Below are 21,273 nucleotides of genomic sequence, written 5' to 3' on the forward strand. Positions count from 1 at the left end.
TAGGAAAAACTGTAAGGGTGGTCACATGCTTCCGTCAAGTGTGAGCGGGGTCGCTTTGACTTGCGTTACCGGGCATTTACTCTGGAGATATGACATCCCACCTCTTTTCTTCAGCCGATGGCATTCCAATGGCGCGTCCCGCCACGGAACACGTACTGGCTGAACGCGGCAGGGGCGGCTACCGGCAGTACAGGATTCCCGCGATGGCTGTGACGGCCCGCGGCACCCTGCTCGCCGCCTATGACGGACGACCCAACCTTGATGATCTTCCCAGCCCGATAGATCTTCTGCTACGGCGCAGCGGGGACAGCGGCCGGTCCTGGCAAGCCCAGCAGGTGGTGCGCACCGGCGTCGGGCTTGAAGGGTACGGGGATCCAAGCCTGCTGGTGGACGCCGAAACGGGCCGGATCTTCATGTTCCACGCGGCCGGCACTCGCGCAGGCTTCTTTGAAGCCGCCGAAGGAGCGGGGAACGACGGCGACGTCCAGCACTGCGACGTCAGCTACTCCGACGACGACGGGCTGACCTGGCGGCACCGCCGACTCACGGACCAGCTCAAGCTCGCGGCCGGCCGGGGCCGCGGAATTACCGGAATCTTCGCCGCGGCGGGTCAGGGCATCCAAATCCATGCCGGGCCGTTCTCCGGGAGACTCGTCCAGCAGTATGTGGTCCTGGTGCAGGGGAACATTTTGGCGGCGTCCGCCTACAGCGACGACCACGGCGAAACCTGGACGCTGGGGGAGTTCATCGGTCCTTCGACGGCGGGTGGGGAAGCAGGCGCGCCGACAGTTGGCGAGGCGGCACCCAACGAGAACAAGGTCGCCTGCCTCAACGACGGCAGGCTCCTGCTCCACAGCCGCGCCACTCCACGCCGGCTATCAGCGCTCTCCGGCGACGGCGGGCACAGCTGGAGTCCGCTGACCGCCATTGCGGACCTTCCCGATCCCAGCGACAACGGCTCGGTGACCCGATTTGACGGTCTGCCGCTTCCGCTAGGCCACGCCACCGCAGAAACGGACGCGTGGTTGCTGGCAACCAACAACCACGACACCGCGTTGCGCCGCAACACCGTGCTCAGCCTCTCCCGGGACAACGGGGCCAGCTGGCCGGCGAAGCTCGTCATTTGCCCGGGCAGCTCGGCGTATTCAACGGCGGCCAGGCTGCCCGACGGGAACATCGGAGTCCTCTACGAGCGCCAGGGCTACCGGGAAATTGTGTTCTGCTCCATTCCGCCGGCCCAGCTCACGGATGCCGCCGCACTCCGTCAGGGCAACCGCCGTGACGCCCGCCAGGACTCTGCTCGGCCAGACCAGCCTTCCGGAAGGGCTTCCGGCCCCGCGGCATCGGGGATGGTATTCGACATGGAACTGCGCTCCATCACGCCCGGCCGTCCCGAGGTGTGGCAGAACGCCGGCGAATTCCACGTGCTGGCCGCCGATGCGGGGCAGTGGGACGTCCACACGTGGAAGGAGATCGGCCAGGGGTACTCGCCGGAGTCAGCCCAAGTGGTCGGAACCCGCGAGGCGCAGGACCTGAACTACGGGCCGGTCACCACCGGCTACAAGGCGGGGGACATCCTTGCCTTCACCGGGCGCGCACGCAACAGCGGCCCGGAGGTGTTGGCCGGCGTGCGGCTGACTGGTCCGGGGGCGGAAGAGTTCGGCCCGGCAGACCTGCAGCCCGGCGAGGAATCGCTGTACTTCACCCCTGTCTGCACCGTGACGGCGCAGGATGTGGGGCGCGGTTCGCTGGACGTCAGGTACGGGGTGGAGTGGACGGCGGCCGGCGGGAACGGGCGGCTGGAGCGCCGTTTCACGTTCAACATGGCAGACGGCAGCGTGGACATTGGCCCGGTGTAAACCAAGCCGCGAGCTGGTGCGCGGCGACGTCTAGAGGAACCGGTCCAGCAGGCTCGCCTCGGCCATCCTGCTTAGTCCCTCCCGGACCGTCCGGGCGCGCTGGTCGCCGATGCCGTCCACGGTCATGAGGTCATCGATGGTGGCTGCCATCAGGTACTGAAGGCCGCCGAAGTGGTCAACGAGCCTGTCCGCCACGGCCTTGGGCACCGCCTTCAGGCCCGACAGGAGGCGGTATCCGCGCGGCTGCACGACTGCATCGAGGGTCTCAACGCCGCCCGCGAAGCCGATAATGCCGGCGATCCTGCTCAGGTCGATCAGCTCGGTGGGGCCGAGGCTCAGCAGGGCGCTGACGGCCCCATCTATGTCCTCCGGCGACGCGTTGGGTCCGGCGTAATCGCGGATGATCACATCGCTGCCGGGTCCCCGGCCCACTGTGAGTTCATCCAGCTGCAGCGAAAGCAGCCGTCCGTCCTCGCCGAGCTCAAGGACGTACTGGGAGATTTCCTCGGAGATCCGGCGCACCATTTCCTGGCGCTGCAGCGTCACCGCGACGTCCCGGACTGTCACCATGGCCTCGATTTCCAGCGCTGACAGGGAACTCGTGACCTGGTCCAGGCGGGAACGGTAGCGTTCCAGGGTGGCCAGCGCCTGGTTGGCGCGGGCAAGGACCTTCTCGGAGCCTTCCAGGACGTGCCGCAGGCCGTTCACGTAGAGGGCGATGATCTGCATGGACTGGCTGACGGAGATCACCGGGACGCCGGTCTGGATGGCGACGCGTTCGGCCGTGCGGTGCCTGGTGCCGGACTCCTGGGTCTCGATGCTCGAGTCCGGAACCAGCTGCACAGCGGCCCGGAGGATGTTGCCGGCGTCCTTGTCGCAGATGATGGCGCCGTCCATTTTGGCGAGTTCGCGAAGCCTGGTGGGGGAGAAGTCGATCCCGATATCGAATCCGCCGGAACAGATGGATTCAATGGTGCGGTCCGAGCCCAGAACGATCAACGCGCCGGTGCGCCCGCGGAGGATGCGTTCCAGGCCATCGCGCAGAGCGGTGCCTGGAGCCACTCTGCCCAGAGTCGCCTTAAGCGAATCTTCAGGGCTCCGAGCCATAGGTTTTCCCTTCAAAGGTGCAAGCCGCTGCCTGCAAGTATGCCGGTTTTACGATTCCGCCGGCAGGATCAAAAGTACTCATTTCCCCACTGGCTCCATACTAGGGGCAAAGAAGCGCATTAACCGCACGGACAAGCCTCAAAGTGGCCCGTTTGGACTGGTGCTGCCGGCGCTCCGGAAGGCCCCTGGCGACGGCGGCGGGAGACGGCAGTTGGGGCGCCCACCGGCGGCTCCTGCCGCCCTGCGATAAACTGGAAACCTTGGCTGCACAGTTCACGCCTGCCGGCCCCCGCGTTAAAATCGCGTTCACCTCACGTTCGCATCCCTTACCAGCCCCCATGTCGCAGCGAAAGTAGCACCGTGTCTCAAGAAGTCCTTAGCCCCGCCCGAGTCCAGGAGATTCACAAGCAGGCTGCCCGGCGTCGGACTTTCGCGGTCATTTCCCACCCTGACGCCGGCAAGTCCACGCTCACCGAAGCGCTGGCCCTGCATGCGAAGGTGATCGGCACGGCCGGCGCGTCCAGCGGCAAGGCCAACCGCAAGGAAACGGTCTCGGACTGGATGCAGATGGAAAAGGACCGCGGCATCTCCATCAGTTCCGCAGCCCTGCAGTTCGCCTACCGGGACACCGTGATCAACCTGCTGGACACCCCCGGCCACGCGGACTTCTCCGAGGACACCTACCGCGTCCTGGCCGCCGTCGACTGCGCAGTCATGCTGGTTGACGCGGCCAAGGGCCTGGAAACACAGACCATGAAGCTCTTCGAGGTCTGCAAGCAGCGCAACCTGCCCATCATCACGGTGATCAACAAGTGGGACCGCCCCGGCCTGGATGCGCTGGCCCTCATGGACGAAATCACCGAGCGCACGGGACTCCAGCCGATGCCGCTGACCTGGGCTGTGGGCATCTCGGGCGACTTCCGCGGCGTGTGGGACCTCCGCAACGACCGCTTCGCCCGGTTCCAGCGCAACAACGCCGGCGCCAACATCGCGCTCACCGAGTACTTCACCCCCGAGGAAGCCGCCGTCAACCAGGGCGAGGACTGGTCCAACGCCGTGGACGAAGCGGGGCTGGTCATCGAATCCAACCTGGAGTTCGACGTCGACGCCTTCCACGCAGGCAAGGCCACTCCGATCCTCTTCAGCTCCGCGGCCCTCAACTTCGGCGTCAAGGAAATCCTCGACGCCCTGGTGGACTTCGCCCCGCCGGCGGCGCCGCGGCCCGACGTCGAAGGCGAACCGCGTGCGGTGGATGCCCCGTTCGCGGGCTTTGTCTTCAAGGTCCAGGCCGGCATGAACAAGGCCCACCGCGACCACGTGGCCTTCATCCGCGTATGCTCCGGCGTGTTCGAGCGCGGCATGGTGGTGACGCAGACGCGGACCGGCAAGTCATTCGCCACCAAGTACGCCCAGCAGGTGTTCGGCCGTGAGCGCGAGGTCATTGACGAAGCGTTCCCCGGCGACGTGGTCGGCCTGGTCAACGCCTCGTCCCTCCGGGTGGGTGACAGCCTGTTCCTGGACGAACCCGTGGAGTTCCCCGCGATCCCGCTGTTCGCGCCGGAGCACTTCCAAGTGGCACGCTCCAAGGACCCCAGCCGCTTCAAGCAGTTCCGCCGCGGCATTGAGCAGCTCGAGCACGAAGGCGTCATCCAGGTGCTCCGCTCCGACATCCGCGGCGACCAGGCGCCGGTGCTCGCCGCCGTCGGCCCCATGCAGTTCGAGGTGGTGGAGGACCGCATGGCGCACGACTTCAGCGCGCCGATGCGCCTGGAGCGGCTCCCGTATTCGATGGCAAGGATTTCGACGGCGGACGCCATGCCCGCCCTGGCCAACGTGCCGGGCGCCGAGGTGCTGCTGCGCTCCGACGGTGAATACCTGGCCCTGTTCAACGACATTTGGGCGTTGCGCCGGATCGAAAAGAACCACCCGGACCTGACACTGCTGCCGATCGGCACGCACAACCCCGCCAAATAGCGGGCCTTGCGTCGACTCCGCGACCATCGCCGGGATATCATAAGCATACTTATCAAATAAACAGCTGAGAGGCCGATCATGGCTGCAAGCATGGAACCCGGCTACCTCCTCAGCGGCCGATACCGGATTGAGGCCCTGATTGGCCGCGGGAGCCAGTCCGGCGTCTACCGGGCCTTCGATGAACTCCTGCAGCGCGAAGTCGCGGTCAAACTCTTCCGCGACGATCCCGGAAACCTGGACCACACGCGCCGCCAGGGGGAGGAAGTCCGTATCCTGGCCGGAATTAGCCACCACGCGCTGGTCACCCTGCTGGACGCAGGAGCGGACTTCAGCGATCCCCGGCACCGCCGCACGTACCTGGTCATGGAACTGGTCCGCGGACCGGACCTGCGCGCACGCGCGGCCCAGGGTCCCATCAACGCCGCGCATCTGGCGCTGATCGGCCACGATCTCGCCGACGGACTCGCGTATATCCACCATCACGGCATCGTCCACCGCGACGTCAAGCCGGCCAACATCCTCCTGGTGGACTACAACAACGATGACCGCCGGCCACGTGCCAAGCTGAGCGATTTCGGCGTGGCCATGATCCTCGGGGACGGTAACCGCACCGGCCCCGCGGAAAGTTCCGGCACCCCGCAGTACCTCAGCCCGGAACAGGCCGCCAGCGAGCCGGTGGGACCGCCCGGCGATGTGTACTCCCTGGGGCTGGTCCTGCTCGAGGGTCTGACCGGCAATCCGGTGTACCCGGGTGCGCCGATCGCCTCAGCCATGGCACGGCTCCTGCGGGATCCGCACATCCCCGACGTCGTGGCACCGAAATGGGCTGCCCTGCTCAGTTCCATGCTGTCCCGCGAGCCTTCGGCCCGGCCGGGTGCCCGGGACGTTTCCCTTGCCCTCCGGCAGGAAGTCATCAGCGCCGCCGGGCGCCGGCGGAGCATCAGTCCGTCTCCGTCCGAGGTGCCGGCGGAAGCACCGCCGTCGTACGGTTCCGCCGCGAACGAAGAGGCGCGGATGCGCGCCGTCGAACGCTACCGGATCCTGGACTCGCCCCCGGACGGCACGTTCGACCGGATCGTAGGCTTGGCTGCGCGGATGTTCTCCGTGCCCGTGGCCATCGTCAGCGTGGTGGACCACGACCGGATCTGGTTCAAGGCCCATCACGGGACCGAGGTAGGCGAGATCGGGCGGGACCCCGGGCTGTGCGCCTCCGCCATCCTGCAGGACGAGGTCTGGGTGGTTCCGGACGCAGTCACAGACCCTCGCACCCTGGCGAACCCGCTCGTCGCGGGGGAGTTCGGACTGCAGTTCTATGCCGGAGTGCCGCTGCGCACTCCCGACGGCTACAACCTCGGGACCATCTGCATCCTGGACCGCCAGCCGCGGGAGTTCACCGCCGAGGATTCCCGCGCCCTGGAGGACCTGGCCGCCATCGTGATGAACGACCTTGAGCTGCGGCTGCAAAGCCGCAGCGCAGTGGCGTCCGCCCGATGAACGGCCGCCTAGCGCCGCCCCGCATGCAGGGCCAGTTCCAGCTCGAACCGGGCCCGAGGGTCTTCCAGCGCATCGCCGAAGAGCTCCCGCAGCTGGGCCGCCCGGTAACCCACTGTCTGCGGATGGATGCCAAGCTCGGCCGCCACCGGAGCCCGCTGGCCCCAGTGCCGCAGCCAGGAGAGGAGGGTCTCCGCCAGCCGTTCGCGCTGCGCCGGACGCAGGCCCTCCAGCGGCGCAAGCCTGCGCTCCGCCAGTTCCGCGATGGCCGAGGGCTCGGAGCCGAGCACGATCTGGGCCAGGTGGTCATCCGCCCAGATGGGCGGATCCTCGGGGCCTTCCCGCGGCGGCAGCACCGAGGCCGCCAGCACGGCGAGCCGCAGCGAGTCGGGTACCTTCTCCCAGCTGCCGGCCGGCCCCACGGAAGCGGACCTGCCCTTCAACGCCTTCTCCAGCGCCGCCCGGGCGGCCTCGGACTTCCGGGCCGGGACAAGTGCCACGGCATCCGTTTCGCGCTCAACCACCAGTGTTCCCGGCCCCAGCTGCAGCCGAAGCCCTGCGGACCGGTCCAGCGGGAGCGTGACCACCACGAGCCTCGCCGGCAGCGACCAGTCGGCCATGGAGGCCGCCTGCCGCAGGGCCGCTTCGTCCGCCTGGCCCATCAGCAGCAGCTCCAGCAGTTCGGTCCTGCGCCGGTCCACGGCCCCGGCTCGCTCGGACTGTTCAAAGGCGTAGGCCTCGGCACTCACGGCGGACAGTTCGTCGATGTACGCCAGGATCGATTCGCCCAGGTCCACCACGACACTCTGGCCCAGGTCTTTTTCCATCGAGATGCGGGACATCTCCCGGAACGTCACGCGGGCACCCATGCGGTACGCGCTCAGCAGGGCGTCCATGCTTCGGCCCTGGCGGAATTCGCCGCTGCCGAGCCCCGCCACGAGCTGCCGGCTTTCCTCGGACAGGGCGGGGAGCCTGGTGCCCGGCAGCTGCAGGAACCGCTCCAGTGCCGCTGCCACCCCGCGCCGCAGGCCGCGCCCGAAGCGGCCCTCGATAGGCCTGGCGTAGGCGGGAACCAGTTGCGGGACGGCGTCGATGATGGCCTCTACGATGCCGGGCATCTTGGGACGCAGCAGGTCGCTGACCTCCCGGGGCAGGGCGAGCCACGGCGGATCGTAAGCCGGAGCGGCGGGACTCTTCGAGGCCGGAGGGTTCATGAGAGACTTCCATAAGTTGTTTCGGGGGAACAGTTTAGAACGTTCGATCGTATGCCTTGGGAGAAGAAATATGCCTCGATCCAACATAAGGTTAATAACATGATCCGGCTCCGTAAGCTGGCGCGCGCCGCATCTGTACTGACCACCCCGCTAGCTCCAGAAGATATTCTGTCGCTCTTCAATCCTGTGTTCTCTGCCCGCCAGTTGCGCGGCATAGTCACCAGGGTGGTCGCCGAGACGGCCGATTCCGCCACCATTTTCTTCCGACCAGGCCGCGGCTGGAAGGCCCATCAGGCCGGCCAGTGGGCCCGCATCGGCGTCGAACTCGACGGCGTGCGGCACTGGCGTTCCTATTCCCTGAGCGCCCCCGCCGGGCAGGATCCCGCCATCACGGTCACCGACGTAGGTGCCGTTTCCGGCGTACTGGTCCGCAACACCCGCCCCGGCGACGTGCTGTTCCTGGCTCCGCCGCAGGGCGACTTCGTCCTCCCGGAGCACCCCCGCCCGCTGCTGATGCTTACCGCCGGCAGCGGCATCACCCCCGTCATGTCCATGGTCCGCACGCTGGTGCCGCACCGCCCGGACTCCGACGTCGTGCTGATCCACTCAGCCCGGACCCCGGAAGACAGCATCTTCCGGGAAGAACTTTCGGAGCTTGCCGACCAGTTCCCCAACTTCAAGGTCACCCACTGGTTTACCGGCGAACGCGGCCGGATGGACTTCACCTCTCCCGCCGTGCTGGACGAACTCTGCCCGGACTGGCGCCATCGCGCAGCCTATGCGTGCGGCCCGGAGGGCTTCCTGGACGACGCCGAGGCGCTGTGGTCCGCAGAGGCCGCCGCTGCGGCGGCCGAAAGTTCCGCGGCGGACGGCGAATCCCACCAGCCGGAGGGGCCGTTTGCGGCCGACCCGATCAACCTCATCATCGAACGCTTCACCACCAGCCTGGCAGCCGGTGCAGGGCACGACGGCGGGCTGGTCACCTTTGAAGCCTCCGACCGCGAGGTGGAGGCGGACGGAAGTACGCCGCTGCTGGACGTCGGCGAAGACGCCGGCGTGCTGATGCCCAGCGGCTGCCGGATGGGCATCTGCCACAGCTGCCTCATCCCCCTGCGGGCAGGGCATGTCCGCGACCTCCGCACCGGCGAAGTCCACGGCGAGCCGGGCCAACTAATCCAGACGTGTGTATCGGCAGCCGCCGGACCCGTTAACCTCGACATTTGAGGAGCACCACCGCATGGCAATAGTTACCAACCACGAAGCCGAGACCACGGAAGACGCCGTCGTGCCCGCGAAGACGCGGCGAGGTGCGCTGGCCGCGTCCGGCAGCCCCCTGGTCCGTCCGCCGGCCGCAGCACACCTCTCCGACGAGCAGGTGGCTGAGCTGGGCCGCGAACTTGATGCCATCAAGGACGACATTCTGGCGAAGCGCGGCGCCTCCGACGCCGCGTACATCCGACGGATGATCAAGATCCAGCGCGGGCTGGAGATCTCCGGCCGCGCGACGCTCCTGGTGAGCCGGAACAAGGCTGCCTGGATTACCGGCACCACCCTGCTCAGCCTGGCCAAGATCCTGGAAAACATGGAGATCGGGCACAATGTGCTGCACGGCCAGTGGGACTGGATGCGGGACCCGGATATCCACTCCACCACCTGGGAATGGGACTTTGTCACCCCGGCACGCGCCTGGCAGCACACCCACAATGACCTGCACCACCGCTGGACCAACGTGGTGGGCAAGGACAACGACGTCGGATACAACCTGCTGCGGATGGACCCCCAGCAGGAGTGGAAGCCGTTCAACCTCGGCAACCCGCTGTATAACGCCATCCTGGCACCGGTCTTCGAGTGGGGCATCGCGATCTACGACCTTGAGCTCCAGGACTACAAGGAAGGCAAGAAGTCCAAGGAAGCGCTGGTCAAGGACCTCAAGGCCCTGGGCGTCAAGGCGCTCAAGCAGTTCACCAAGGATTACGCCGCCACTCCCGCCGTCGCGATGCTGACCGGCTCGGGGAAGCAGGCGCTCTACGGCACGCTGACCGCCAATGCGGTGCGCAACGTCTGGGCCCACGCGGTGATCTTCTGCGGGCACTTCCCCGAGGGGACGGACACGTTCACCGAGGAAATGGTGGAAGGGGAGACCCGCGGGGACTGGTATGTGCGCCAGATGATCGGCTCAGCCAACATCTCCGGTTCCAAGTTCATGCACCTCATGACCGGAAACCTTTCGCACCAGATTGAGCACCACCTCTTCCCGGACATTCCGTCCAACCGCTATGCCGAGGTGGCGCCCAAGGTGCAGGAGATCTGCAAGCGCTACGGCCTGCCGTACACCACGGGCCCGATCTGGAAGCAGGTCGGCTCCACGTGGGCAAAGGTCTTCAAGCTGGCGCTGCCGCCCAGGAAGGCCTAACCACCTACTCCCAGGTTTGAGTGAAAGGGCGCCTGCCATTGCGGCAGGCGCCCTTGTCATGTCCGCAACTTTTCCGCTGCACCGAGAACGTGGGCTATCCGCGGATTGCCGGGGAGGGCTGAAAACCCGAAGCGTTCCACGTGCTGCAGCGTGAGGCCCGCGGCCGCGATCCGGCCGGCTGTGTCCCGGTTCGGATGGCATCCTCCGGCCAGCCGGCTCCATAGCGGGGTGAACAGGTCCTCGGCAGCTGCCAGTACAGGGTGTTCGGAGCGGACATGCTCGTAAAACAGCAGGAGGCCGCCGGGCCGGAGAACCCGCAGCGTTTCCGTCAGGACGGCGGACTGGTCCGCCACGCTGCACAGGACCAGGCTGGAGACCACTACGTCCACGGATCCATCCGCCGCGGGCAGTGATTCCGCTGTGCCGTCCTGGACCGTGATGGGAACCGGTGCCCGGATTGCCTCCGCCAGCGCCAGCGCCCGGAGCGTCGGGTCCGGTTCGAGCGCCAGCACGCTGGTCACGGCGGAAGGGTAGAAGGGGAAGGTGGCGCCGTAGCCCGCCCCGATTTCGACGACGGTGCCGTGCGCTGCCTCGACGAGGCGCCGCCGGTGGTCCGCTGCGCCGCGCGCGTCCATGCGCGGACCTACGCGGGCGAAGTGTTGTCCGAAGGACGAATTCCGTTGGCTGGCTTCCGGCATCGGTGGCTCCTCGTGTTCAGCGCGCCTGCGCCGGGTTGAGCTTCAGCCGGCGCAGCAGCTGCGCGTTGAGGGCCACCACGATGGTGGAGGCGGACATCAGCACGGCACCCGCGGCGGGGGACAGGACGACCCCTGCGAAGGCCAGCACACCGGCGGCCAGCGGCACCGCAATGATGTTGTAGCCCGTGGCCCAGACGAGGTTCTGCCACATCTTCCGGTAGCTCGCCCGGGAAAGGTCCACCATGGACAGCACGGCCCGTGGATCGTTGCCGGCCAGGACCACACCGGCGGACTCCACTGCCACATCCGTCCCGCCGCCGATCGCGATGCCCACTTCCGCCCGGGCCAGTGCGGGGGAGTCGTTGACCCCGTCGCCCACCATGGCCACCCGGAGTCCGCGGCCCTGGAGTTCGGCGACCTTCTTGTCCTTGTCCGCCGGGAGCACTTCAGCGAAGACCTCGTCAATCTTGAGGTCGGCGGCGACCGCCCGGGCCACCTGGCGCGCATCCCCGGTGATCATGGCCACCTTGATCCCGCGGTTCTGCAGGGCCGCCACAGCCTGGCGGGATTCCGGTCGCACGGCGTCCTCAAGGCTGACGGCGCCAAGGACCCGCCCGCCGTCGTCCACCACGTGGAGGACGGCGGCTCCCCGGTCCATCCAGGCTGCCGTGACGGCTGCAAGCGTCTCCGGCTCGTTTGCTCCCAGTTCGCGGAGCAGGGCGGGACCGCCCACATACACAGTCCTGCCGTCGATGCCGGCACGGACGCCGCGGCCGGTCATGGAGCTGAAGTCCGTGGCTTTGGGGACGGTGAGCCCGCGCCCGCGGGCGGCCGCGACGATTGCGCGTGCCACTGGATGCTCGCTGTCCGATTCCACGGCGGCGGCCAGAGCCAGTAGCCCGTCCCGGTCCATCCCCTCAACTGCGGCCACGTCCTTGAGTTCGGGCTCGCCCTTGGTGAGGGTTCCGGTTTTGTCGAAAAGCACGACGTCGACCGTCCGCATGCGCTCCAGTGCCATCCGGTTCTTGATCAGCACGCCGGCCCGGGCTGCGCGTTCGGTGGAAATGGCGATCACCAGCGGGATGGCAAGCCCTAGCGCATGGGGGCAGGCAATGACCAGCACCGTCACGGTGCGTGTCACGGCGTCGGAAATGCTGCCCATCAGCGTCCAGGCGGCGAAGGTGATGACGCCGGCGCCAGCGGCGAAGTAGAAGAGGAACGCCGCTGCCCGGTCCGCGAGGGCCTGGGCCTTGGAGGACGACGCCTGAGCCTCGGCAACGAGCCGCTGGATTCCGGCCAGGGCCGTGTCCTCGCCGATGGCGGAGACCTGTACCCTGACAGCGTTGTCCGTCGCGATCGTTCCGGCCACCACCGGATCTCCCGGCGAACGCAGGACGGTCCTGGACTCGCCCGTGATCATGGATTCGTCGAACTCCGCCTGCCCGTCGCTGACGATGCCGTCAGCCGGCATCCGCCCGCCCGAGCGGACCAGGATGAGATCGCCGGAGCGGAGTTCGGAAACTGCGACGGTTTCGGAGCCGGCGTCCGTGATGCGTTCCGCCTCGTCGGGAAGCAGCGCAGCCAGGGCATCCAGCGCCCCCTGGGCCGAGCCGAGCGCCCGCATTTCGATCCAATGGCCCAGCAGCATGATGGCGACGAGAAGCGCCAGCTCCCACCAGAAGTCCAGATCGAATCCGCCGATCCCCAGGCTGGTGGCCCAGGACGCAACGAAGGCCACCGTGATGGCCATGCCGATCAGAAGCATCATGCCGGGTTTCCGGGACTTGAGTTCGGTGAGCCCGCCGCGGAGGAACGGCTTGCCTCCGTACAGGTAGATCACGGTGCCCAGGAGCGGCGGGATCCAGGTGGAGCCGGGGAAGGCCGGCGGCATGTAGCCCAGGAGGTGCCCGAACATCGGGCTGAAGAAGACCACCGGCACGGCCAAGGCAAGCGTCAGCCAGAACCTGTTCTTGAACATCGCCACGCTGTGGCCGGCATGCTGGCCGTGGCTGTGGACCATGTGTTCGTCGTCAACGGGCCCGTGGCCGGCCGGCTGAGTGCCCTGGCCGGGCAGATGGTGGGTGCCGTGCTCCGGATGCGCAGAGTGGCCGGCGTGCGGCTGGCCCTGATCCGGCTGCCCGGTGTGCAGTTGGCCTGCACCGTGGCGGGGTTCCATGATGTGCTCCTTTGAGGCTTCACCCTTGGTGATGGGGATCTACCGACAACATACCCCCGGGGGGTATAAATGGCAAGGGTCTCCTGCTACCGGACTTCGATGACGCCCATCATTCCGAGGTCCTCATGATCGAGGATGTGGCAGTGGTAGACGGACCTGCCGGAGAAGTCCCTGAAAGCCACCCGGACCTTCACCCGGCCCTGCGCCGGAACGTTGATTACGTCGCGCCACTCAGGCCGGTCCGGCGCGCGGCTGCCCTCCTCGATGACCTGCATCGGCCAGACGTGCAGGTGGAACGGATGGTCCATGGGGCTGGCGTTGGTCAGGGTCCATTCCTCCACGCTCCCCGCCGCCACCACGGTGTCCGTCCGCGCCGGACTGAACTCCCTGCCGTCGATGGTGAAGCCCATCATGCCCCCGCCCATGCCCATCCCTGCACCGGAAGAGAGCGTGACCTGCCGTCGCGCCGCCACTGCGGCCGTGCGCAGGTCGTCCGGGTCCCTGCCTGCCGGCAGTGGCGGCGGGGGCGTTGGAGATGGTGCGGTGCTTCCGGCCACGCGCAACGTCGCCAGCGCCGCGCCCGCCGCCCCCGGTTGGATTGCCTGCCGGGGCCCGCGCTGGCCCATCATGCCGGCCATGCTGCCCCTGTCGTAATATGCGGCTCGCAAGACCGACTCGCCGGCGGCTGTGGCAACCAGCAGGTCCGCCCGGTTGCCTGGTGCCAGGAGCAGTTCCTCCACGGGCGACGGCGTGCGGTAACGGCCCGAGTCCATGCCCAGTAACTGAAGCTGCTGGCCGTCAAGCCGCAGCGGGAGATAACGGGCCACGCAGGCGTTGATGATGCGCCACCGCTCTCGCTGACCCGGCATAGCGGTGAATTCCGGATTGCTCTGGCCATTGACCAGGAGCAGTTCGCCCTCCCTGCCCAGCATCCGTTCCATCTGCGACACCCGGACAACGTTCCCGCCGCCGTCCAGCGTGGTGTCGGAAATGACCAGGACGCGTTCGGTGCTGACCGGAACGGGTTCCGGATCCTCCACGATGATCGCGCCAAAGAGGCCGGCGAAAATCTGGTCGGCCACCATGCCGTGGTGGTGCGGGTGGTACCAGTACACTCCCGGGGGATGGTCTGCCGGCAGCCGGTACTCATAGTCATGGACGGTGCCAGGATTCACCACGACGAACACGTTGTCCCCGCTGCCCTCGGGGGAGACGTGCAGTCCGTGGACATGCAGGTTTGTTGGCTGGTCAAGGTTGTTGGCCAGCCGGACGCTCAGCACGTCGCCCGGCCGCAGGCGGAGGGTTGGGCCGGGGCTCCCGCCGTTGTAACCCATGGCCCGGGCCTGCTGCCCGGCCAGCTGAATCCGGCCCGCCGCAGTGTCGAGCCGGACCTCCAGCCGGCCGCCGGCGCTGCGCAGCTCGGACGGCTGGGACAATTCGGCGCCGGTTACCGGGGCCGGCCGGGATGAGGACCGGGAAGCCACCGACCACCACAGCCCCGCGCCGCCGGCTGCAGTGGCCGCCGCGCCGAGACCGCCCAGGAGCAGGGCGCTGCGCCGGCTCATGGGGCGGGCTGCGGGACGGTGGCCAGCCGTCGGTTCGCGGCTGGGTTTCGGGCCGGGCGGGCTGGCGGAGTGTTGCGGACCCGGCTGCGGACCCGCGGGAGGCGTGCTGGCGGGAGGCACTAGTGCTCCTCGCCGAGTATCCTGACCTGCTCGCGGTACTGGTCAGAGGTCAGTTCCCCCTTCGCGAACCGTTCGTCGAGGATCTGCCGCGCCCGGCTGCGTCCCTGTCCGGGGCCGCCCGGTCCCGGACCGCCGGCCCCAGGCCACGGACCGCCCGGTCCCGGCTGGCCGGTATGAGTGAAGCCACCGCTTTGGAACCCGCCGCGGCCGCCGCCGGAGAACAACCGCACGGCAACCAGCACCAGCAGGGCTATGCCCACCAGCATCAGTACTCCCCACAGCCACATCCAACCCATGTCCGGACCGTAACCCCACATCATGGCTGCTCCCTTCGTGGCCTGCACTTCCTATGCCAACAGTGCGCCCGGTTCACGGGCTCCACTAGGGTCCTAAGTCGCTGATCCACGCCGGGCGGGTCCACCATCTGACGCTCAGCTGATGAGCAGGCTCAGGGCTTCGGCCAGATGCCCCACTTCCCGGACGGAGAAACCGGCCGGAACCGGTCCCGGGCCGTTGGGGCTTGCGGGGACCACGGCATGCGTGAAGCCCAGCCGGTGGGCTTCCTGGATGCGCTGGTTGATGCCCGGAACGGGACGGACTTCACCGGCCAGCCCCACTTCGCCAAAGGCAATCAGCCGGATGGGCAGCGGCTTCTTCGCCTTGGCCGACGCCACGGCCAGGGCCACGGCAAGGTCGGTTGCCGGCTCGCTGAGCTTCACGCCGCCCACCGTTGCCACGTAGGAATCATCCTTGTGCAGCAGGCAGCCGGCGCGCTGCTGGAGCACGGCAAGCAGCATGGCCACCCGGGAGCTGTCCAGGCCGCTGGTGGCACGGCGGGGCTGCGAGCTGGCGCTCTCAGCCAGGAGTGACTGCACCTCCGCCAGCAGCGGCCGCCGGCCTTCCAGGGTCACCGTGATGCACGTGCCGGACACAGGCTCCTTGGTCCGGGAGACGAACAGGCCGCTGGGATCGGCGAGGCCCACGATGCCGTCCTCGTTGAGGTCGAAACAGCCGACGTCGTCCGTGGGTCCGTACCGGTTTTTCACGGCCCGTAGCAGCCGGAGCCGTGAGTGGCGCTCGCCCTCGAACTGGCAGACCACGTCCACCAGGTGCTCCAGGAGGCGGGGGCCGGCGATGGAGCCGTCCTTGGTCACGTGCCCCACCAGAAGCGTGGTCATGTTGCGGCGCTTGGCCGCGGCGATCAGGGAGGCGGCCACCTCGCGCACCTGGGAGACGCCGCCGGCGCTGCCTTCGACGTCGGCACTGCTGAGCGTCTGGACGGAGTCCACCACCAGCAGCCGCGGTTCGAGCTTCTCCACTTGCCCGAGCGCCTGGCCCAGGTCAGTCTCGGCGGACAGGTACAGGGATTCGGCGACGGCGTCGATCCGGTCCGCCCGCAGTTTGACCTGCGCCGCGGATTCCTCGCCCGTGATGTAGAGGACGTCCTGCGCCGTGCGGGCGAATTTGGCGGCAACATCCAGGAGCAGCGTGGACTTGCCCACGCCGGGCTCGCCGGCCAGCAGGATCACGGCGCCCGGGACAAGCCCCCCGCCGAGCACGCGGTCCAGTTCGTCCACGCCCGTGGGGAGGAACGCCGCGGTGGTGGCATCGACGTCGGCAATCCGGCGGGCGGGCTCCAGAACGGTGGTGGCCGCCGTCGTGCGTGCAACGGCAGCGCCGGTTTCCTCAACGGTGCCCCACGCCTGGCACTCGCCACAGCGCCCCACCCATTTGACGGTGGTCCAGCCGCATTCGGCACATTTGTAGGCCGGGGCTTTGGACGCCCGGGAAGTCTTAGTTGCCATTTCTCCACACTATCCGGGGGCAGTGACATCCCGGCGCCAGCTCGTCGGGATCCTGGTGTCGAGGAGCTCAACCTGCGGGCTCTTGCTACAGCGGCGGGAGGATGTCCCGGGCCTCCCGGGCGTCCATTCCGCTGGCCTCGAGAAGGTCCACCATCAGCGGGCGAAACAGCATGACCACCGTTTCGCCCTCGAGGCGCTGGACTTCCAGCAGCTTCGGGTGAAGTCGCAGCGCGATCCCGCTCAGGTCCTGCCGGGCCGTCCGGAGATGGGCCCGCCGCGCGCCCTCGTGCGTTTCGGCAAGGCCCAGGGAGAGCTCGTCGATGGCGGCAGCGGTTTCCTGCAGCACCTCGGCGATGTTTTCCGTGGCTTCGTCGGACAACGCCGCATGGTTGATGGCGCTCGTCAGCCGGCGCGCAAAAACGCGGCTGTTACGGAGCGCAAGGTCGATGAAGTCCAGCGACTGTTCGAGCCGGTCCAGTTCATCCCGGTGCCGGCGGTACGCAGGTGCGAGCGTGGCCACCTCGCCGGAAGCGCGCAGGGTATGGCGCATTGCGTCCACCAGGGGCTGGCAGTTTCGGCCGCGGATCAGGGCATGCCACGCCTGGGTGGAGTCGCTTTCAAGTAGGGCCTGGGCGCATTCGCGCAGTACCTCGGCGAGCTCGTGCAGCAGTTTCCGGACGTCCTTGCGCGGTTCCCGTCGGGGATCCTTGGGGATGAGGATGGTGACCAGCAGCGCGAACAGTCCACCCACTATCGCATCGATGCTGCGGGTGAACGGCCCCCCGGCGGGCGCCGGCAGCAGCACCACCAGGAGCGACTGAAGCCCCAGTTGCGTGGTGAAGATGTTGCCGCTGTCCAGGAAACGCGCCAGCAGGATGGAGGTGAGGAGCACGACGGCAGCCACCCAGATGTCGCCACCCAGCCAGTGCAGGAGCAGGTCGCCCACAGCAATGCCGATGGTGCAGCCCAGGCCCACCTCAACCACCCGGCGCAGCCGGGGCTCCCGCGAGAAGCCCAGCGCGATCAGCGACGACGTCGCCGCGAAAAGGGGACCCGAATGCCCCAGTACGTACTCGGCGAAGGCATAAGCCCCCACGGCGCACCCGGTCATCTGGACGGCGGGGATCAGCGAGTTGCGGCTCCGGACCAGGCCGGTGCGGATGCGGCCGCGCAGGAAACGCCCGCTTGCTGAAAGTCCTGCTGGGATGGCCATGCTTTCCAGTCTATTCACTGGCGTTGCACTACGACCGGAGATGTGATGTGCGCAATGGTGACGCTGCACATGTAAGCGGATGTCCCGCCGTCGTTAACCCTCCGTTCACCTTCGTCCCCATATCCCGTTACCTAGGGCCCATAACTTCAATAAAGGTACAAAAAGTACGCAACTTCTTATGTTCGGACGTCTCCGGTCCGCTACGCATCAGAAATCCCTGGAAGGGGTACATCAGTGAAGGCACTCCGCTTCGGCCGCCACGCGGCTATCGCTGTCATCGCAGCCGGCGCACTCGCGCTCACCGCCTGCGGTTCCGACAACGCCACGAATACGGCACAGTCCGGCGCCCCGTCTGCCACGGGAGCGAAGGTCACCGGCACGCTGACCGGCATCGGTTCCTCCGCCCAGGGTGCAGCCATGGACGTATGGAAGACCAACTTCGCATCCGCAAACCAGGGTGCCAACGTGCAGTACTCCCCGGATGGCTCCGGCGCCGGACGCAAGGCCATCATCGACGGTTCGGCCCAGTTCGCCGGTTCCGACGCCTACCTCAAGGACGAGGAGCTCGCCAGCTCCAAGGAAAAGTGCGGCCCCGAGGGTGCGATCAACATTCCGGTGTACATCTCCCCGATCGCCATCGCCTTCAACATTCCGGATGTCAAGGAACTGAAGCTGGATGCCGCCACCGTGGCCAAGATCTTCCGCGGCGAAATCGCCAACTGGAACGATCCCGCGATCGCAGCAATGAACCCGGACGCCAAGCTGCCGGACCTCAAGGTCACGCCGGTCAACCGTTCCGATGACTCCGGCACCACCAGCAACTTCACCGATTACCTGGCCGCCGCAGCTCCTGAGGTCTGGACCGACAAGGCTGCCGGCGTCTGGCCCGCATCCCTGAAGGGCGAGAACGCCAAGGGCACCTCCGGCGTGGTCAAGACCGTCACCGACACCCCGGGCGCCGTAACCTACGCCGATGACTCGGCCGTCAGCGGCAAGCTTGGCATCGCCCAGGTCAAGGTGGGCGATACCTTCACCAAGATCTCCGCCGAGGCTGCGGCCAAGGCCGTGGACGCCGGCAAGCCCGTTGAAGGCCGTTCCGCCAACGACCTGTCCATCAAGCTGGACCGCAAGACCACCATCGAGGGCGCCTACCCGGTTGTCCTGGTCTCCTTCCACGTGGTCTGCTCCACCTACGCCACCCAGGAAACCGTTGACCTGGTGAAGGCCTTCGAAAACTACGTGGTTTCCGACGCCGGCCAGCAGGCTGCAGCAGACGCCGCGAAGTCCGCACCCCTCTCCAAGGAACTCCAGGGGAAGGCTGCCAAGGCCATCGAGACCATCAAGGTCAAGTCCTAGGGAATTCACTGCACAGCAAGGCATAGTGGAAACACGAGCCTGAGCCAGGTTCCCTGTCCCGGATGGGGCGGTCATAGACCGCCATCCGGGGCAGGGAACCTAGGTGTTTGTCCGAAGTACTGCCAGTTTCACCGCTGCTTGCCGGCTCAGCCCGGACCATGCAGTCGGTTCTATTCGAACCCAGAGGATCGTTTGTGACCACCACCTCCCTGACACAGTCCCGGGGCGCAGGACGCGCCGGAGACAAGGTCTTTTCCGGAGCCGCCCTGGCCGCAGGATGCCTGATCCTTGCCGTGCTCTTCGGCGTGGCCCTGTTCCTGGTAGTCCAGGCGATCCCGGCCCTCGTGGCTTCGCCGGACAAGATCCAAGGCGGCGAAGGCTTCTTCGCCTACATCTGGCCGATCGTCATCGGCACCGTGATCGCTGCCGTCATTGCGCTGGTCATTGCCACTCCCGTGGCCATCGGAGTTGCGCTCTTCATCTCGCACTTTGCCCCGCGCGGCCTCGCCTCCGGCCTGGGCTACGTGGTCGACCTCCTGGCTGCCATCCCGTCGGTGGTCTACGGCGCCTGGGGCGCCGCCTTCCTGGCCAAGGAGATCTCCCCGGCATACGACTGGCTGGCCAACAACATGGGCTGGCTGCCCATCTTCCAGGGCCCCGCGTCCGCCACCGGCAAGACCATCCTCACCGCCGGCATCGTGCTGGCTGTCATGGTCCTTCCCATCATCACCTCTCTGAGCCGCGAAATCTTCCTGCAGACCCCCAAGCTGCACGAGGAAGCCGCCCTGGCCCTGGGCGCCACCCGCTGGGAAATGATCAAAATGGCTGTCCTTCCGTTTGGCCGCCCGGGCATCGTCAGCGCCGTGATGCTGGGCCTGGGCCGGGCCCTGGGCGAAACCATGGCCGTGGCACTGGTGCTGTCCTCCGGTGCCCTCACCGCCAGCCTGATCCAGTCCGGCAACCAGACCATCGCCGCCGAAATCGCCCTGAACTTCCCGGAGGCCAGCGGCCTGAAGGTGAGCACGTTGATCGCGGCGGGCCTGGTCCTGTTCGTCATCACGCTGGGCGTCAACATGATTGCCCGCTGGATCATCGGCCGGCACAAAGAATTCTCGGGAGCCAACTAAATGACCTCCACCCTCACTCCCGTCCGCAAGCGCTCCGCGCTCACCAAAGGGCAGTTGCCCAAATTCGCCCCGTACGTCGTCCTGGCCATTGCCCTGGTGGTCGGCGCCGCCATCCTGGCCGTGATCGGCTTCAACGCGTTCGGTTGGGGCATCGTCTCCGCCATCCTGTTCACGGCCGGCCTGGTGGGCTGGAGTGCCGCCGTTGAAGGAGGCCGCAGGGCCAAGGACAAACTGGCCACCTGCCTGGTGGTCGGTTCCTTCCTGGTGGCCCTGCTGCCGCTGATCTCCGTGATCTGGACTGTCCTGGTGAACGGACTCCCCGGACTCCTGGACCCGGGCTTCCTCACCACCTCCATGAACGGGGTCACCGGCGCCTTCGACAATAAGAGCGTTGAAGAGGGTGCGCCCGTAGTGGGCGGCATCTACCACGCCCTCATGGGCACCATCCAGATCACCCTGCTGGCCACGGTTATCTCGGTTCCGGTGGGCCTGCTGACCGCGATCTACCTCGTGGAGTATGGCGAGGACCGTCCGCTGGCCCGGGCCATCACGTTCTTTGTGGACGTCATGACGGGTATCCCGTCAATCGTTGCCGGCCTCTTCGCCGCCGCTTTCTTCTTCGCCGTCGTGGGGCCCGGCACCAAGACGGGCGCCGTTGCAGCCGTCGCGCTTTCCGTCCTCATGATCCCGGTGGTAGTGCGCTCCAGCGAGGAAATGCTCAAGATCGTCCCCAACGAACTCCGTGAAGCGGCGTACGCCCTGGGCGTCCGCAAGTGGCGCACCATCCTCAAGGTGGTCATTCCGACGGCGATCTCCGGCATTGCGTCCGGCGTCACCCTGGCGATTGCACGAGTGATTGGCGAAACCGCCCCAATCCTGGTGACCGCAGGCTTCGCCACGTCCATCAACAACAATGTGTTCGGCGGCTGGATGGCCTCGCTGCCTACCTTCATCTACACGCAGATCCTGAACCCCACCTCGCCGTCCAACCCGGATCCGTCCTCGCAGCGGGCCTGGGGCGCCGCGCTGGTGCTCATCATCCTGGTCATGCTCCTGAATCTCGGCGCACGGCTCATCGCCAGGATCTTCGCACCCAAGACCGGCCGCTAGCTCCGCCGGTAAAATTCAATTCGTATCCAGCAAGTGAAGGAATAC

The 21,273-nt window shown here is 67.1% G+C and carries 16 protein-coding genes; 8 read left to right on the forward strand and 8 right to left on the reverse strand.

The features are described 5' to 3' along the window. Positions 1-128: 128 nt before the first annotated feature. Positions 129-1,859: an exo-alpha-sialidase gene (locus JOE41_RS12155; protein WP_245200704.1), complete on the forward strand. Its 1,731-nt coding sequence runs from the start codon at positions 129-131 to the stop codon at positions 1,857-1,859. 30 nt (positions 1,860-1,889) lie between these two features. On the opposite strand, the gene disA is transcribed toward JOE41_RS12155, so the two are convergent. Beyond that, positions 1,890-2,966 (reverse strand): DNA integrity scanning diadenylate cyclase DisA, encoded by a 1,077-nt coding sequence (gene disA, locus JOE41_RS12160; protein WP_011690061.1) that lies wholly within the window; start codon positions 2,964-2,966, stop codon positions 1,890-1,892. Between the two features lie 360 nt (positions 2,967-3,326). Here disA and JOE41_RS12165 point away from each other — a divergent pair, with 360 nt between their 5' ends. Both JOE41_RS12165 and JOE41_RS12170 read left to right on the forward strand, forming a co-directional pair. Continuing rightward, a complete protein-coding gene (locus JOE41_RS12165; protein ID WP_209752485.1) occupies positions 3,327-4,940 on the forward strand; it encodes a peptide chain release factor 3 in 1,614 nt (537 codons plus the stop codon). A gap of 78 nt (positions 4,941-5,018) precedes the next feature. Then, the gene (locus JOE41_RS12170) at positions 5,019-6,434 is read left to right on the forward strand and encodes a GAF domain-containing serine/threonine-protein kinase (protein ID WP_209752486.1); all 1,416 of its coding nucleotides are present in this window, start codon (positions 5,019-5,021) and stop codon (positions 6,432-6,434) included. Between the two features lie 8 nt (positions 6,435-6,442). Here JOE41_RS12170 and JOE41_RS12175 read toward each other — a convergent pair whose 3' ends face one another. Then, complete coding sequence (locus JOE41_RS12175; protein WP_209752487.1) at positions 6,443-7,645, reverse strand: CdaR family transcriptional regulator; 1,203 nt, start codon at positions 7,643-7,645, stop codon at positions 6,443-6,445. A 99-nt stretch (positions 7,646-7,744) separates the two neighbouring features. Here JOE41_RS12175 and JOE41_RS12180 point away from each other — a divergent pair, with 99 nt between their 5' ends. Together JOE41_RS12180 and JOE41_RS12185 are read left to right on the forward strand one after the other, a co-directional pair. After that, positions 7,745-8,869, forward strand: coding sequence for a ferredoxin reductase (locus tag JOE41_RS12180; protein WP_011690065.1), 1,125 nt, complete (start codon positions 7,745-7,747; stop codon positions 8,867-8,869). Positions 8,870-8,882: 13 nt separating this feature from the next. Continuing rightward, on the forward strand, positions 8,883-10,058 hold the full coding sequence (locus JOE41_RS12185) for an acyl-CoA desaturase (RefSeq protein ID WP_209752488.1): 1,176 nt from the start codon (positions 8,883-8,885) through the stop codon (positions 10,056-10,058). Positions 10,059-10,114: 56 nt separating this feature from the next. Here JOE41_RS12185 and JOE41_RS12190 read toward each other — a convergent pair whose 3' ends face one another. The 6 genes from JOE41_RS12190 to JOE41_RS12215 all read right to left on the reverse strand — a co-directional run bounded on the left by JOE41_RS12190 (position 10,115) and on the right by JOE41_RS12215 (position 17,635). Beyond that, positions 10,115-10,756 (reverse strand): class I SAM-dependent methyltransferase, encoded by a 642-nt coding sequence (locus tag JOE41_RS12190; RefSeq protein WP_209752489.1) that lies wholly within the window; start codon positions 10,754-10,756, stop codon positions 10,115-10,117. A gap of 16 nt (positions 10,757-10,772) precedes the next feature. Next, positions 10,773-12,932, reverse strand: coding sequence for a heavy metal translocating P-type ATPase (locus JOE41_RS12195; RefSeq protein WP_209752490.1), 2,160 nt, complete (start codon positions 12,930-12,932; stop codon positions 10,773-10,775). 86 nt (positions 12,933-13,018) lie between these two features. Continuing rightward, entirely contained in the window at positions 13,019-14,497 is a 1,479-nt protein-coding gene (locus tag JOE41_RS12200) for a multicopper oxidase family protein (RefSeq protein WP_209753619.1), read from the reverse strand. A 119-nt stretch (positions 14,498-14,616) separates the two neighbouring features. Beyond that, on the reverse strand, positions 14,617-14,937 hold the full coding sequence (locus tag JOE41_RS12205; protein ID WP_011690070.1) for a membrane protein: 321 nt from the start codon (positions 14,935-14,937) through the stop codon (positions 14,617-14,619). A 111-nt stretch (positions 14,938-15,048) separates the two neighbouring features. After that, positions 15,049-16,422, reverse strand: a complete 1,374-nt coding sequence (gene radA, locus JOE41_RS12210) for a DNA repair protein RadA (RefSeq protein WP_209752491.1) — start codon at positions 16,420-16,422, stop codon at positions 15,049-15,051. Between the two features lie 85 nt (positions 16,423-16,507). Beyond that, positions 16,508-17,635, reverse strand: coding sequence for an aromatic acid exporter family protein (locus tag JOE41_RS12215; RefSeq protein ID WP_209752492.1), 1,128 nt, complete (start codon positions 17,633-17,635; stop codon positions 16,508-16,510). A gap of 234 nt (positions 17,636-17,869) precedes the next feature. On the opposite strand from JOE41_RS12215, the gene pstS reads away from it, so the two are divergent. The 3 genes from pstS (at position 17,870) to pstA (ending at position 21,228) form a co-directional block, all read left to right on the forward strand. After that, complete coding sequence (pstS, locus tag JOE41_RS12220) at positions 17,870-18,991, forward strand: phosphate ABC transporter substrate-binding protein PstS (protein ID WP_209752493.1); 1,122 nt, start codon at positions 17,870-17,872, stop codon at positions 18,989-18,991. Positions 18,992-19,185: 194 nt separating this feature from the next. Further along, complete coding sequence (gene pstC / locus JOE41_RS12225) at positions 19,186-20,118, forward strand: phosphate ABC transporter permease subunit PstC (protein ID WP_011690074.1); 933 nt, start codon at positions 19,186-19,188, stop codon at positions 20,116-20,118. After that, positions 20,119-21,228: a phosphate ABC transporter permease PstA gene (gene pstA / locus JOE41_RS12230; RefSeq protein ID WP_011690075.1), complete on the forward strand. Its 1,110-nt coding sequence runs from the start codon at positions 20,119-20,121 to the stop codon at positions 21,226-21,228. The last annotated feature ends 45 nt before the right edge of the window (positions 21,229-21,273 follow it).

It is taken from the genome of Arthrobacter sp. PvP103 (genome assembly GCF_017833075.1).
In the GTDB taxonomy this organism is placed as follows: domain Bacteria; phylum Actinomycetota; class Actinomycetes; order Actinomycetales; family Micrococcaceae; genus Arthrobacter.

Coding starts and splice junctions, on each gene's coding strand:
- JOE41_RS12205 (WP_011690070.1), bottom strand. CDS start 14,937: ATGATGTGGGGTTACGGTCCGGACATGGGTTGGATGTGGCTGTGGGGA.
- JOE41_RS12190 (WP_209752489.1), bottom strand. CDS start 10,756: ATGCCGGAAGCCAGCCAACGGAATTCGTCCTTCGGACAACACTTCGCC.
- disA (WP_011690061.1), bottom strand. CDS start 2,966: ATGGCTCGGAGCCCTGAAGATTCGCTTAAGGCGACTCTGGGCAGAGTG.
- JOE41_RS12170 (WP_209752486.1), top strand. CDS start 5,019: ATGGCTGCAAGCATGGAACCCGGCTACCTCCTCAGCGGCCGATACCGG.
- JOE41_RS12155 (WP_245200704.1), top strand. CDS start 129: ATGGCGCGTCCCGCCACGGAACACGTACTGGCTGAACGCGGCAGGGGC.
- JOE41_RS12180 (WP_011690065.1), top strand. CDS start 7,745: ATGATCCGGCTCCGTAAGCTGGCGCGCGCCGCATCTGTACTGACCACC.
- JOE41_RS12215 (WP_209752492.1), bottom strand. CDS start 17,635: ATGGCCATCCCAGCAGGACTTTCAGCAAGCGGGCGTTTCCTGCGCGGC.
- JOE41_RS12200 (WP_209753619.1), bottom strand. CDS start 14,497: ATGAGCCGGCGCAGCGCCCTGCTCCTGGGCGGTCTCGGCGCGGCGGCC.
- pstA (WP_011690075.1), top strand. CDS start 20,119: ATGACCTCCACCCTCACTCCCGTCCGCAAGCGCTCCGCGCTCACCAAA.
- JOE41_RS12175 (WP_209752487.1), bottom strand. CDS start 7,645: ATGAACCCTCCGGCCTCGAAGAGTCCCGCCGCTCCGGCTTACGATCCG.
- radA (WP_209752491.1), bottom strand. CDS start 16,422: ATGGCAACTAAGACTTCCCGGGCGTCCAAAGCCCCGGCCTACAAATGT.
- JOE41_RS12185 (WP_209752488.1), top strand. CDS start 8,883: ATGGCAATAGTTACCAACCACGAAGCCGAGACCACGGAAGACGCCGTC.
- JOE41_RS12195 (WP_209752490.1), bottom strand. CDS start 12,932: ATGGAACCCCGCCACGGTGCAGGCCAACTGCACACCGGGCAGCCGGAT.